The sequence below is a fragment of the Bacteroides salyersiae genome (genome assembly GCF_031172035.1).
GTDB classification, from domain to species: Bacteria; Bacteroidota; Bacteroidia; order Bacteroidales; family Bacteroidaceae; genus Bacteroides; species Bacteroides salyersiae.
Genome location: NZ_CP133452.1, coordinates 286779 through 302881 on the forward strand (window position 1 = coordinate 286779; position 16103 = coordinate 302881).

Consider the following 16103-nt stretch of genomic DNA (forward strand, 5'->3'; position numbering starts at 1 on the left):
TTATTCCATTACTCCATTAGTGAATATTAATTTTCTGTCATCAGACAACCGTTCATTAAATTCAAATCCTTCCCACTGAAAAGATTTCAAATCCTGCGGAGACTCTATCCGGTTCTTCAAAATAAAACGCGTCATTTCGCCACGTGACATTTTGGTATAGACAACGACAGTAGCAAGTTTACCATTTTTCCATACATGGAATTCCGGGGTGATAACCGTAACCTCCTTTTCTATACGTTTCCAATCGAACAAACCACGCATTTCATCACTGGCCAGATTGCAAAGAATTCCTCCATGGGCTTTGATCTCCTCTAAAAATTCATCCGTCAGACGCGATTGCCAATAAGAAAACATCGTTTGGTCTCCCTGCTCAGGCAGTTTCACATCACCTTCCAAACGATACGGGCGGATGGCATCCAGCGGACGAAGCAGCCCGTAACAGAATGAAGTCAGCCGCAGATGATCCTGGGCATACCGGAAATCAGCTTCCGAGAAATCTTTAGGATTCAGACGTTTGAACACAATACCGGTGTAGGCCAGCAACGCCGGAAGTTCACGGGTGTCTTCCGCATGAAAAGCCTGATAACGCTTGTAATTCTCCACGGCAATTTTCGAATTGACCCGCAACAGCCGTTCCAGTTCTTCCACAGAAAACTGAGACATCCGTAATGCAACTTCCGAAGCCTCCTTCTGAAAACGGGGAAGTGTAATAAAGGGAACCTTTACTTTCGAAACATCACTCATGGTTTTGGCACAAGATAGAAGTATAAGCATGGGAAAATTTACAATTTTACGATTTACTACGAATATTACTTTTGAACAAAGTTAAACTTTTTAATTGTATCTTTGTTTTTTACTTATACAAAAATAACAATAACATGAAGAAGAAGCTTTATCTGGCAGCAGCATTTTGCATGATCATTGCAACAGGATGCACAAACAACAAAAAGTCAGCTAACAGTGACAACGTAGTTGCAAATACCATGCAGGTGGCAGACATGCACAATGCAGAAACCTCACTCGACTATTTCGGAGAATACAAAGGAACCATCCCGGCCGCAGACTGCCCGGGAATAGAAGTCACCTTAATTTTTAATAAAGACCGTACCTATACACAAAAATACATCTACCTTGAACGGAAAGACGGAGAGTTCAATGAAACAGGAACTTTCAAGGTAGAAGGCAATATCCTGACCGCTACTTCCAAAAACGGCGAAAAGTCGTATTATAAAGTAGAGGAAGGCCGGATAGTGATACTCGATGCCGACAAACAACCCATTACCGGGGCACTTGCCGACATGTACGTATTGAAACAGGAAAAAGTATTCTGACATCCAGGCTACGCCACCTGATGTGTGCCCGCCAACTTTCCCGGATTTATTACAATGTACCTTGCTTCAATTGCTCTGCAAACCGGTCGATGCGATGTAATACTTCGGGAATCTTTATATTTTGCGGGCAATGATGCACACACTGGTTGCATCCGATGCAATGGTTCGCCTGACGCAAACGCGGCACACTGCGGTCATAACCTACCAAAAAAGCACGACGGGCCTTACGATAATTCTCGTCCTGACTGCTTTTGGGCAGATTTCCCTCATTCACACATTTATTATAATGTATCAGGATAGAAGGAATATCGATACCGTAAGGACAAGGCATGCAATACTGGCAATCGTTGCAAGGCACCGTGGGATATTTAAGCATCAATTGTGCCGTCTCTTCCAGAAATTCCTTATCCTCATCGGCCAATGGAACTAATGGTGAGTAAGTGCGTAAATTGTCCTGCAAATGTTCCATATAAGTCATACCGCTCAACACCGTAAGCACATGTTCCGGTGATCCGGCAAAACGGAAGGCCCATGAAGCGACACTGTCCTCCGGACGTCGCTGCTTCAGACGGGAAACAATATGATTGGGAACATTCGAAAGCCGACCGCCCAATAAAGGTTCCATAATAATGGCCGGAATATTGCGTTTGACCAACTCTCCATACAGATATTCGGCATCTGTATTACGGGAATTTACCTCCTTGGCATGTTTCCAATCGACATAATTGAGTTGGATTTGCACAAAGTCCCATTTTATTTCATCGTGCCGGGAAAGCAGATAGTCAAAGACTTCGATATCTCCATGATAAGAAAAACCGAGATTACGGATGCGCCCCGCCGCACGTTCGCTGACCAGAAAATCGAGTATGCCATTGTCCAGATAGCGTCCTTTCATGGCTTCCATTCCGCCCATACCGATGCCATGAAGCAACATATAATCAAGATAATCTACTTGTAACTCTTTCAGAGAATTATGATACATGGCTATAGAAGCTTCCCTGCCCCATGTATCCAGTGAGAAATTCGACAATTTAGTGGCTATGAAATATTTATCGCGCGGATAGCGGCTGAGGGCAATACCCGTGGCATGTTCCGAACGTCCCTTGCAATAGGCGGGTGACGTATCAAAATAATTCACTCCATGCGCCAAAGCATAATCGACCAGTTCATTCACCATATCCTGATCTATCTCATCTTGGCCGCCTTTGACCACCGTCGGCCAACGCATACAGCCATACCCCAATATGGATACCTTATCTCCCGTAGAAGGATTAATGCGATAAGTCATCTCACCGGCAGGAGTATTTCCAGAACCACCCGCCACCGTTACCGAACCGTCCTTCAGGCTACAACCATACAAGGCGGCTGTAGTAGTTGCAGTGCCTACTCCCAGCACTTTCAGAAATTCACGACGATCGATCTCTCTCCTATTCTTCTTAGCCATATTTATTTCCTCCCTTTTTTCCTTTTCTTAAATGATTTTATGCGCCAGATGTCCCTCTACATAAATAGCACTGAACGGACGTGCCGGACAAAGATTCTCGCATGCACCGCACCCGATACAGCGTTCCGTGTTGACTACGGGGATTTTAAGCGAATCGGGAGAATCCGGTTCGGAAGCCACCATCTGGATAGCGCCCGTCGGGCAATGTCGGGCGCAGTTTCCACACTCTACCCCATCCGTCAACGGAACACAATTCTCCTTTATCCAAACGGCATGCCCTATCTGGATAGCCGACTTGTCTGCCGGAGTAATCGGAGAAATCGCACCGGCGGGACAAACCTCGGCGCATTTGGTACATTCCGGCCGGCAATACCCACACTCGTAGGACATCTCCGGCTGCATCAGTTTCATCAAACCGGTAGCAGGGCGAAGCACCTCGTTCGGACATACCGATACGCACAGCTGGCAAGCGGTGCAATGTTGTGCAAAATGACGGGCACTCAATGAACCGGGAGGAGTAAGCGAGGTCGCCCGGTCCGGTATCTTTTTATCTTCGATCACCGCCAAACCGCCATCTACTTTCTTCTCCTGTGCCTTCATTGCCGCAGTAGCAGCCAATACAGCAGTAGCCGTAAAGAAGCTACGCCGCGCCCTATCTATCTGTTCACCTGTCACCCTATCGTCCGTCTTTTTTACTCTCTCACCGGACGGATGTATGTACCTGATCGCGCCTTTGTGACATTTCCCGATACAATCCATACATGCCACACAGCGACTATAATCTATTTGGTGTTCTTTAACATCGATGCATGAAGCCTTGCAATTGCGGGCACAGAGATTACAATTCACACATTTCGATGAATCGATCACCGGTTTCAGCCAAGAGTATCTTGCTATAAATCCTAAAACAGTCCCCACCGGACAAATCGTATTGCAATAGGTCCGTCCGGCACGCCAAGCTAAAACTACAATCACTACAAAGGATACGATGGCAACCATGAATGTCGGCAAACTCTTCATCCATACATTCACGGAATAAAAAGCATAGCTGTCGGCACGTTCGGCCAATAATGCCAACAAATTATTCCCCCACATATAAACAGGTTGAAAAAGATTGGATGCAATGCGTCCGTACGAGCTATAAGGTGCCAATAAAGCGACCAATGACCCGACACCGGCGATTAATGCCACTACAAAAATTCCGAGTACCCCATAGCGTAGCCAACTTACTGCTTTAGAATAACGAAAACGGTTCTTCTTCCGCTTTCCAGCCATCCATGATATAATATCCTGAAACACACCGAGCGGACAGACTACCGAACAATAAATGCGTCCGAAAATAAACGTCAGGAGGACAAGCAACACAACGACCCCCAAATTCAATGCCAACAACGCCGGCAAAAACTGTATCTTTGCCATCCAGCCGAACCACGTGTGGACCGTTCCGGTGAAATCCAGAAACAACAAAGTAATCAACACAAAAAATAAGACAGCGAATGAGACTCTAATTTTTCGTAACATGGGCAATTTCATTTAAAAAGCAACTAATCCGGTACAAAAATACACATGTTTATCCAGTTGATTACTATATAAATTACAGATATTAATACCAATATTACCGATTTCACTCGATTCCAATAAAAAAAGGATACCGTTATCAGGTATCCTTTTCCTCTCTCCCACACAAATCCACTAATGGCCAATAATCACTTTTCGCATTTCTTTTTGTCCCCTTATCTCTAATGACACCAAATAAGTACCGGAAAGCAGATATTCACGCTGAGTCGTTCCAGGTCCGATCTTCCCCTTGGATAAGCGTTGGCCGGCAATTGAAAACAATTCGTAATATCCTGTAACATCTGCATGAGATTTAATCAACAAGCCGCCATTATCGGAATAAATCGTAAATTCCGACAGTATATTCTTCTGAATCCCCACCCCATCAGAAGCTTCAAACAATTGCCATTCAGCCAATTGAAATAAATCGTTTTTCCCTGTTACGTTAAGCTTAAAACTTTTATATTCTTTATCAGATACGATTGGATATTCCAGTGTAGTATAGCGTCCTAAAAACTTCTGGCTGTTTCTGACATCCAGTTTATCCCACTTTTTGCCATCAATAGAACCATATAAAATCCATTCTGCCGGGTCACGATCAGGAGAATCATTGGCAGAAATCAAAGCGTATCCATCTACTTTGACTGCCTTCGGCAAGTCATACCGTATCCAGATACTATTACCCTCGGAAATCGCCGTACAAAATTTTGTATTAATATTTCCATCACTCAAATTGCCATATCCCTCATGAGGAAGAGTATTGAACTGAGCACTCATCATACCAGCGTTTTCCGGATCCATTAAAGAACTTCGTAAGGGTTTGTCACAACCAAACAACTGAAATTCTGCAATTGCTAAACGGTCACTCCCGTTTACTTTCAAAACTTTCAAACGAAAATAATCATAAGGAGTAAAACTGACTTTCTCATCAAAAACCTTCGTTTCATTCGCAGCAAATATAATATCTGTCTGACGATCGACAGTTCTCCAGGATGCAGAAGTTTTAGTACGTCCCTCCAGTCTCCATGATACAGGAGCTTTAGAAGCATCTTCTCCGGAGGTTATCGCATACGCTTTCAAACCGGCAGAACGAGGTAATTCTACCGAGAACCAACACTCTGTTTGACCGGAAAAATCTGTTTCCAAAATCGTCTTGGCATCGTTGTCCCACAAGGGAGCTATATTCAATCCCGCAAGGGATGATTCCATAAAGACCCCGGAGTCTCCCTTGTCATATCCGGAAATTTGAATAAATAAATCGTCCGGTAGATCAGGAATATCTGCTTCCGGAGCTATACTACGGGCTATGATATCGGCCAAAAAAATATAACCTTTATCATTCGGATGAATCTTATCACCGGTCAAATATCCTTTACCCTCAAACGGAGTATGACAGTCTATTACAGTCGCACCGGTTTCCTTCGCAACCTGATCAATCATAGGCATCATCTCTTCCGTCATTACCTTATCCTCATTAATCCAATTGCCGGGTCCGAAAAGAGGAAGAGGATAACAAATATAAATCTTCGGTTTACTGACAAGCTCCTTAAACGAATTTACCAGTGCAACATAATCTCCGGTATACTGTTCTTTGATATTGTCCCAGTTTATCTTTTTGGCATCATTGGTACCCAACTTAATCACCACGATATCCGGATTATATTTCAAAGCATTCAGATAACGCTCATGATCCCAATAAGAAGAAGCAGTACCGTCAAATTCCTTGCCGTTTTTCATCAAAGTACGCCCGCTTGCACCAAAATTCGAGACTTCGTACTTTTCAGTACCCAAATCACGTTGCAATACAGATGGATAAGTAGCCGAGCCGGATGACGCTCCAACTCCTTCGGTTATACTATTACCAATACATGCAATCTTTATCTTCTGTGCAAATGCCGGTAAAGAATAAATCTCTCCCAACAGAAAGAATATTCCACAATAAATCCAATAAATTCTTTTCATAATCTCTATGGCCCAATAAGACATTCCATAACCCTATCTCCGGATAATTCCGACCGGAGACAGAATCACAGAACGTTTTTCTTACTTCACTATTAATTTTCCTGTTTTTATTTCTTCTCCATTATCCAGCCGTACAATATAAATCCCTGCCTTTAAGCCATCTGTCGGTATCACACAATCTGCGGAAAAATAATATTCCGCTATTAAAATGCCCTGAAGTGAACAGACGCTTACATGACCGTTACCGCTTAAATGCACTTTAGTTCCTCGGGATACAGGATTCGGCCAAATGAGCAAATCATCCAAGTCCGCTGTATCGTCAATACTTTCAATACCGACCAATGCCCCCGACTCGTATACCTCAAATTCCTTAATACAAGTAGTTCCTCGCTGTGCAGTACTGGGAACGGTCAATCGTACATAACGCGTATCCACCGGTTCCTCTAATAAGATGACTTTCTTCTTTATATTTATATCCTCAAATGTTTTTTCAGCTATAGTCTCCCAAGTTACGCCATCCCGGCTAACGGCAACCTTATATCCACTGATGCGGTCCAGAGAATCCGTCAACGCAAATCCATCGATAGAATATACCTCCTCTAAATCGACTTCCAAGGTTGCTGTTCTTCTGGTAAATTCCCAAACGGTACCTTCCCGTCCATCCAAGGCATTTGCTGCAGTCAGCATATCATTGGTTCCGGCAGAACAATTCAAAATCGTCTTCCCTACACTGATTACGCCATTCCGGTCAATCGCTTCCTTAAACTGCCCATAGATGTCGAATCCGTAAATACGAACAGCATTATCACCTTTAGAAGGAACAAACTTCACAAAACGTGCATCTACCGGATCAAACGATTTCACTTTCTCATTAATCGATGCGACTCCCGTTTCACGAATTATTTCCGTCCAGCTTCCATCCAACGTATCTGTGGTACTGACATAAACTGAATAACCGGGAACATTCGCCCAACCGGATTCTACCATCTTACAATCACGGAATTCAATGTGATTAATCGTATAAATACCGGTCAAAGAAAAAATAATGAATGGAGCGGCAGAAGTATCACACCACTTCATCGTATTGTCACCACTCAAATTTTCTTTCCAACCCCTCAACAACCTGAAAGGATTCTCGTGAGTGCCCGTCATGCCGCTATAACTGTCGATGTTGACAATACGTTTACCCTTGCCATCGGGAGACGACACACTCAGCAAATTACTCGTGTTATACAACATGATTGTATAGTTCTCCCTGTTCTTCCCATCTTCTGAAATCACTTCTACATTCAGTTCATTCAGTCCATCAGTCAGTTCTATTTTTCCGATGCCATTAATCCTTGCATATTCACTGGTAGCTTTAGCAGCAACAACCACTTTGGAATCTTTTGTTTCCATCCGATATAAATGAGTGGAAGGGCTAAAATCAGGTTCCAACTCAAGACCTTCAATACTCAATGACTCAATTCCGGCAATAGCGGATTTATCTGCACGATAAACTTTTACCGTATAAATCCTTTCGACCATACGATCTGCCGACTTCACTGTAATGAAGAAATCATTTTCGCCTAAAATCAACGACTTTTCTCCCAAATCTCCACCAATTTCACATTCCGGATTTCTGGCTTCCGCCTTTATGTTCACTTTCTCTATCTCTTTTGCTACCTTTACCGAATAGACAGTACGTTCTGCTTCAAAAACCGGCATCAAGCTATTTCCCTCAACCTGTAAAGTCAACAAGGAAGCATCACTGGCAGTGACATCCAACTTACCGAAAATATTGAATTCGTACAGATTCAACGAACCGGAAGTTCCCAAACGGTCGGCCGGGACTTCCAATTTTATATAACGAGCTACTTTGGCCGGAGACACTTCCACCTCTTTAATATTCTCATCGGCTTTATTATTTGCATCCTCTACAACTTCCCAATCCGACAGATTCTGACTTACGGACAATATATACCCATTGATATTTTCATTTTTACCATCTACAGAACCGGCATCGTACAGTTTAAAACCGGAAACGGCATAATTATCTTTCAGATCAACCACCACAGATTTATCACCAGCGGTAGAAGTTGACCATTTACTATTGGCCGCCTTCATTTCTCCATCGAACAAAGCTACCGGTGCATTCTGTACATTAGGAGCGTCCTGCTGCATAATAACGGGCTTTCCAACACTGATCAAAGCATTTTCATAAACCGAATCGAAAGATTTACGTCCATAAATCTTAAAACCATAAATACGTACCGTATTACTGCTAATTTTAGGTACCAGTTTGATATAACGTGCTTTCACCGGAGTAATCTCTTTGACTTTATACATCACATCACTCTGGTTTATCTCATGTACCACCTCTTTCCAATCGGTATCGGATGTCCCTGCAGTACTTACATAAATATGATACTCAGACAAATTCGGATTATTCGGTTCACGGGTTTTACAATCCTCAATCACAAATTTATCTACGTCATAGTAATCGGAAAGTTCTATAATCACAAAATTATCAGTGCTGTTGTAGCACCATTTCTTATTCCCATTACCAGTTACATTTTTATCAAGAAGTAAATTTTCAGGCCCTTCATTATTAAACCCACCGCTAGCCGAATGAATTCTGGCTATACGTACTCCCATACCATCGGCAGGAGTCGTACTAATAATCGGTGAGGTACCGGATGCGTAAGCTACACTGTACTCTTCAATTTTCATTGCATTGATATGAGCAAACTTACCGGCATAACGCGCCAATTCAAAATGAATAGTCCCGTCAACATCCGGATAAATAGCCTCAGATACAAAAATCGTATTATTATTCTGGTTCTTTGTATTCCCGGTTATATCTCCCTCAGCAATGTTAGCTCCTCCCATCTGATGAGTACCCTGATAAGAATTTGTACCGGTAAACGTCAACAAGCCAGTTCTGTCATTAGTATCATAACGACTACCGAAGACATAAAATTTATATGCTTTTTCGGGTTTCAAATTTTTAAAGTCGATACCTCCCTTTTCCGCTCCGTTATTTTCTTCAATAAAAAAATAATCCTGAGTCGCCGTATTAATAGCAAAATCTCCCAAAAGTTCGGTATCCGGTTCCAATAGTCCACCGTTTTTAATGCCGTTCGACAAAAAACCGGTAGTTAAATGCATTTTATAATCAACCGGCTGATTATATGAATTGACAAGTGAGTATTCCGTACCTGCCGCAGTCTTCACTGCATTATTCCAAAAATTTCCATTCGTATCTTTTCCTGTAATATTTCCATTGGTACCATCATCTTTTCCAAAATCTATATATAGTTTCTGATCCATAGTAAAACCGGCATTAACAAACTCCAACTCATTCGTAGACTGTGCCAGATTTTCCAAAAACCGATCACCTCCTAACGGTGCATAAATTTCAAGGCTGGATTTCATCATCTTACCTTGATTCACATATGCAATTTCTTCAGTATTCATCCCGGAACGCCAAAAAAACAACTCACGATACAATATCTGATCCGGAGCTAAGTTGCTACCTAAAACAAATTTTTTAGGAGATAATTTTTCCGGAAGCTCCCCTACTTTTATATCATCGATATACAATATCGTATTTCCCCATGCATAATAATGAGTCAGAGTAACACGTTTCCACCCCCCTGTGTTGATAGTTGTCTCAGACTGAATTTTCCCGTTCAGTGGAGACTCGTAAACCAATGTCCCGTCTGTTTTGATTTTGAAGAAGCCATTCCCACTCTCATTCTCAAACCAGGCAATCGTACCGGTTCCTGTTGTATTGATATCAAATGAAACGGTAAATGGATGAACCGTTTCTTCCGGTATCCACTCGATCTGGCGGGAAGTTGTCGTTCTTCCCAACTCACAGGATGTCCCCTGTACACGTTTAGGCAATGGTTTTCCTGCTTCCAAGGCATCAAATAAAGAAGGAACTATAGCATAACAGAATTCTTGATGTCCGGCTGAATTGGGATGATATGCATCATTTTCATATCCACTGGCCCAACGGCCTTTACCGTCGTCAATAGCTCCCAACGTATTGATACTCGGTAAATCCCATTCATGTATCAGCAAATTCAGCTTCTTTACATAGTTATAATCGCTTTCATTGTAATCGGCACGTGTATAATTATTGGCCATAACCGGTACGATTCCGGCATCCTCTGCTTGTTTGATGGCTTGCAACATGCCGTCACGATAACTGTTATAGGCCGCTTCGCCACGGTCATGTACACCTTCATTACCTAACGAAAGCCCGTAAATCACATAACTACTGCAATTACTCAATAAATCACGTTCCCATCGATCCAATAAATTAGCAGTTGTATTTCCTCCGATAGAAATATTTGAAGTCTTCCAGTCCAAACCGCGTCCTTCTTCATGACGTTTGGTCAGCAATTGAGTATACATATAAGCATATCCATGCATATCCAGTGTTCCCGATCCGTTAGCAACCGAAGAGCCCATATAGGAAATCTTCAACGCTTCTGTTTCACCGCAACTTACCGCATAAGTATATTTTCTCAGATTGACTTCTACATAAAATTCACCACCATTCATGTTGGTACGGATGTCTTCTAATGACATACCATACGATTCACCTTGTGATTGCTTAACCACCCGATTAGTACCCTTTATACGTTTCAAACATTCTGTTGCGTCCTTATTTATTATAAAATTAAACTTCGGATCACCACCATTCAATGTCAACCGTGCAGCCCATATGCCTTTACCCTGATACTCTAAAGGCAATCCTTTCGTTACATCAGCACCGGTAGAAGTGGAAGTCCCCACAATGTTCAAGGAAGTAATCGGCAAAATCTCATAGGTATTGTCGGTCAGATCAATACTAATGCGTACAGGTCCTGTAATATCCGTTTGAATAGGCTCCCCATTTTCCATCAACGAGCCTTCAGCTTTCCCTTTACCATACACTACTTTTTTATCATTACCCAAGTCACGATAAAAACTGAATGAACCTGTCCCCTTTAAAGAGGTATATATTTCAAAGAGATTGGTGATGGTCCCCTGTAAATCAGTAATCATTTGCATCTCGGCATCTTCTTCTACAGCCGTACCCGTAAAATGAGCACTACCTAACTGACCACTAATATTTATTTCAATTTCATCAGACAGAGTTTTTTCATCATATACAATAGATGCGGTGACTTTCACCTTCCCATTAGTCTTCGGATACACAATTCCCTGATTATCAACGCGAGCTATCGATTCGTCATCTACACTCCATCGAATGGCCGGAAAGATGGCCCCTTCGGGCAAAACACGAGCCTGTATCTGGGAAGTCTGGCCAGACTCCGTAATATCTTGTCCGGTCAGAGTGATTGAAGTAGCTTTTATTACAGGGTCATTCGTACATTCCTCTATCTTCATAGCATTGATATGTGCAAACTTATCAGCATAAAGATCGATATTGAAACGAATACTGCCGTTAGCATCCGGATAAACAACATCCGATACATAAATACGATCGGTTGTATGGTTTATACCGTTCCCTCCACTATTTTTTCCCCCCATTTTATAAGTTCCGGTACTGCTATTCTCTCCAGAGAATGTAAAAAGTCCCATACGATCTGTTTCCGTATCCCTGCAACCAAATACATGGAAACGATAACCGGACTTCGGATTCAAATTATTGAAATCGATAATACCCGGAATATCCGTTCCTCCATTTTCAATAAAAATATAATCTTCTGTAGCTGTCTCAATGGCCAGATCCCCTAAAAGCGCCACATCCGGATTAAGCAAGCCACCATTCAACCGTCCGTTGGAACGGAAGCCTGATCCTAATTTCATCTCGACCCCGGTCGGTACATTGGCAGAATTTACCAACTTCAGCATCGCACCCTTACTAACAGTAAAATTATCTTTCTCAAAAGCGTTATTCCAATAATGATTGTTTACATCGGCTCCGATTGTATGATGTCCGTTCGTTCCGTCACTGCGTCCGAAGTCAATATAAAAATCTTGTTTCACAGCCAACGGATCAACCTCTCCATATTCCTCTATCTTCATTGCATTAATATGAGCAAAGCCACCGGATTTTATTGCTAATTGAAAGTCAACTTCCCCTTTAAAATCCGGAAAAATATAGTCGGTGACATAAATATCACCCGTGTTCTGGTTTTCCCCATTAGTTCCGATTGCTTTGCCCGTCATACGATAAGTGCCATGACTTCCTGTTGAACCGGTAAATGAAAGATATCCTATACGTTCTTCATCTCCAGTCTGCGCACGACTGCCAAACACATAAAATCTATAAGCACGATTCTTGTTCAAGTTTTTAATGCGGAAACTACCATTAGCACCCGCACCCTCAATATAAAAATAATCTTGTGTGGCTGTAGATATTGCCAAATCACCTAATTCTGTCTGGTCCGGTACAAGAAGTCCTCCATTACGAATACCATTGGCCAAAAACTTTTTAGTAATCTCCATAATAAATCCGGTACTCTCATTGGTTCCGCTCACCAGTTCCAATGTTTCTCCATATTCCGTTTCTATGGCATTGTTCCAATAATGCCCGTTTTGATCCGGCCCTTCCGTCACATTTCCATCCAAACCATTGTTTTTACCAAAATCAATATAAACAGATTGTTTCAACACACCATTATTTGTGTTTTTTACTGAATCGGCCGCCCTTGCTGAAAGCAACCAACCGATACAACATAGCAATAGAAATACAGTAATTTTCCTCACGTTTTTTGATAATTAAAAATTATGAATTTACAGGTCCGACAAATTATCGAAATATCTGCCAGACCTGTATAAGTCATTAAAATATTTTCCTACAGTCATTAAAATTAATTTCAAGGAATAATCACTTTTTGCGAATAAACTTCTTTATTACATTCTAATGATACGGTATAAATTCCCTTATGAAGATTACTCCCTATATGAAAGTTTCCACTCTGTTTTTTTTTGACTACAATTGATTTTCCCGACATATCAAACAGTGTAACTATGTCAGCCCGATAATCATTTTTCAATTGTACTCTAATTCTTCCCTCATCAGGGGTTAATGTGAAAAAAGAATTATCCTGATTTAATTGTGCAACACCGACTCCACTTGATTTTTCCAGAACAATGCTAACCGTTTGTTCTCCTGTCAAGTTTTGAGGTATTTCAGGAGTATCCATTGCAATGCCATTGAGCTTAAACTCTTTGATCCGGTTCCCTTCGCCTTCCAATTTAACGTTAAGTATCATGTTCCCATAGTTCAACCTGGTAAGTTCCAATGAATTGACTTCTTCAGGTAAAAATGGTTCGAAACGTAATTTTTCGTCCTCAAAACGCATACCTACAAGACCATACCAAACCATACGCAATAATCCGGTTGCCGACCAAGTCTGATGTTGAAGTCCCCCCCAATGGCTACCGGTCTGCCATCCTCCATCAGGATGTCCGTCTTTCGGATCATAAATTTCCCAAAAATCATTCCCACCTTTATTTAAACCAAGATCTACTAAATTAAACAGTTCGAATGTAAATCTTTCATAATCACCGGTTCTGGTACAAGCATCCGCATAGAAAGCATTTACAAATGGCCAAATCATCATATTATGGCGTCCCGGCTTTTCATCGCTGAATCGTTTGAAATGCGGATAAATAGAAGGCAGGCCAAATTTAGTAACCTGCATTTGGGATATTATTTTCTCTGCCTCCGCCGGTGATACAATGTCAAACAATATTGCAAACGAATTACCCAAACCTTCTTGGAATGAATGCAGATCTCCATTCTGATCGATCAGATAATTAAATTTACCGGTTTCTCTGTCAAAGAGATGGGTACGTATGTTAGTTTTTAAGTTTTCAGCCTTCTTCTCCATTTCAGTAGCAGTCTCTTCTTCTCCCAAAATAGTTGCGATATGTGCCAATAAACGATACGCCTCATAATAAATACAATTCGTACTTAAACATTTTATTTTATTATGTGCCGGATGACTGACAACTGCTCCCCCCTTAGAATCACCGGACCATACAGGCTCTTCATATCCGGCAATACCATCATTAAATACAGAAGGACCTGTAAACAGCCCGTATTGAGAATCATATACAGGGTTATTATCACGCTTCATTTCCTCCAACTGATGAATGGTGTTTACCCCACTCTTCAATATCTGGTTCAAAAACTCTTTATCGCCAGTCATCTGATAGTACATATAAGCACCTTTTACCCAAATTATCTTATCCCAATATTCTGCACCGATGTACTCTTGTTCGTTATCTTCCAATAAATGCAATAATGAATTCTTCGAGATTTCCGGCTGTAACAACGGAAAACCGTTCCATACATTAATAGACAGATCGCGTGTCCAGTTTCCATCATAACGGGCTCCCGCATTCAGAATACCATTTTGAGTCGTATTGATATTCACTGTCCATAAAGCTAATTCATAGGCAGCTTTCAGATCCGCATTATTAGATATGATTTCCGGTTGAACAGCCGGTTTTCCATAAACCTCGAATTCACGGATACGCGCCAATCCTTTTTGATACTCCGAAGGAATTTCCAATTTCAGGAAACGGCTGGCAAAAGGTTCTGCCGGTACACCTTCTTTACGCACCTGCATCGCTTCAAACGTTCCATCGAAAACCAATTTCCAATCTTCATCCGTACCGGCAAAGCTGCATGCATATACTTTATATCCTGTCAACCATTCTTCACTATCGATCAACGCGAACTTATTGATTTCATATTCCTGCTCCAGGTCGATCACAACCCAGCCATCCGTACCTTCTTTTTTTCCGAAAGCCCAAGGATTATTAGCATCTTCTCCATCGACAGCATCTGTATTTCCATCGATAATATTAGCCGGTGTTTCCCGATTACTCCAACTATTATGATAATCGACTATCGTTTTCCCTGTACTGACTATTTCTTCATTCAGTGGCCGGACATATGATCCGTAAATGTCTACACCATAAATACGTACATAAGAATCCCTGGTATCTTTTACCGGTACAAACTTAATATAACGCGCTTCTACCGGAGTAATCCGTTTCACTTTTGTATCCAGATCACCAACATTAGTCTCATGAATAATTTCTGTCCAATCAGCCTCTGCTGTTCCGGTAGTACTAACATATACTTTATATTCCGGAAGATTATAGACATCACTTCCCGTCTCTAAAATTCTTCCATCGCGAAAGCCAAATTTATTGATAGAATAAATAGCAGGTAAAGAGAATATTACCCAAGGATCATCACCTTTATACGCCCATTTATTACTCTTATTATTGTTTATTTCATCCTTATTTAACAACAATTTATAAGCATTCTCCGAATCACTTGCTTTCCCACTGCACGAATAAATATTCACGATTCTTTTTCCACGACCATCCAGAGCTGAAACAGAAATCAAATCGTCCGGTGTCACAATCATAGTCATTTTTCTGGTATCGATCGTAATCTTGAACGATCCTTCGTCATTCATGATAAATTTATAATCATCATTAGTTACACGAGAATTTTCGACATGCCGGATTTTATGTTCTTTTCCGATCACAACAGCTTCATTCGCCACTTCGGCATTCAAACAGTCAATCCATATATCATTCGGATTGGTTTTCAGCAAAAATTTAAAATCATTGCGTTTCATTTTTCCGGTCCATGTAAAAATACCGTTACCCTCATCATCCATCAAATAAGCTTTTTCAGCAGTCCAGCCACAGTCAAAAGCAGCACCTACCACATAAATTTTAGAAAACTCTTCAGCTTTAGCTATCAGAGTAAACAGGCATAAAAATAAAGTTAATAGTTTTCTCATAACATTTTTTTTTGGGGTTCATAA

At 41.4% G+C, this 16103-nt stretch carries 7 protein-coding genes; 1 reads left to right on the plus strand and 6 read right to left on the minus strand.

Going from position 1 to position 16103, the window contains the following annotated elements:
* Window positions 1–774: a peroxide stress protein YaaA gene (gene yaaA, locus RB604_RS01250; RefSeq protein WP_007482576.1), complete on the minus strand. Its 774-nt coding sequence runs from the start codon at window positions 772–774 to the stop codon at window positions 1–3.
* A gap of 104 nt (window positions 775–878) precedes the next feature.
* Here yaaA and RB604_RS01255 point away from each other — a divergent pair, with 104 nt between their 5' ends.
* A complete protein-coding gene (locus RB604_RS01255) occupies window positions 879–1331 on the plus strand; it encodes a copper resistance protein NlpE (RefSeq protein WP_007482579.1) in 453 nt (150 codons plus the stop codon).
* Between the two features lie 49 nt (window positions 1332–1380).
* Here the strand turns inward: RB604_RS01255 and RB604_RS01260 are convergent, their stop codons facing one another.
* The 5 genes from RB604_RS01260 to RB604_RS01280 all read right to left on the minus strand — a co-directional run bounded on the left by RB604_RS01260 (window position 1381) and on the right by RB604_RS01280 (window position 16079).
* Window positions 1381–2775, minus strand: coding sequence for an aldo/keto reductase (locus RB604_RS01260; RefSeq protein WP_055295339.1), 1395 nt, complete (start codon window positions 2773–2775; stop codon window positions 1381–1383).
* 27 nt (window positions 2776–2802) lie between these two features.
* Entirely contained in the window at window positions 2803–4296 is a 1494-nt protein-coding gene (locus RB604_RS01265) for a 4Fe-4S binding protein (RefSeq protein ID WP_055295396.1), read from the minus strand.
* A gap of 171 nt (window positions 4297–4467) precedes the next feature.
* Entirely contained in the window at window positions 4468–6294 is a 1827-nt protein-coding gene (locus tag RB604_RS01270) for a GDSL-type esterase/lipase family protein (RefSeq protein ID WP_229103626.1), read from the minus strand.
* A gap of 81 nt (window positions 6295–6375) precedes the next feature.
* The gene (locus RB604_RS01275) at window positions 6376–13008 is read right to left on the minus strand and encodes a discoidin domain-containing protein (RefSeq protein ID WP_055295343.1); all 6633 of its coding nucleotides are present in this window, start codon (window positions 13006–13008) and stop codon (window positions 6376–6378) included.
* A 110-nt stretch (window positions 13009–13118) separates the two neighbouring features.
* Window positions 13119–16079 carry an MGH1-like glycoside hydrolase domain-containing protein gene (locus RB604_RS01280; RefSeq protein ID WP_005934190.1) on the minus strand — a complete coding sequence of 987 codons (2961 nt, stop codon included), beginning with the start codon at window positions 16077–16079 and terminating at the stop codon, window positions 13119–13121.
* Between the last annotated feature and the right edge of the window lie 24 nt (window positions 16080–16103).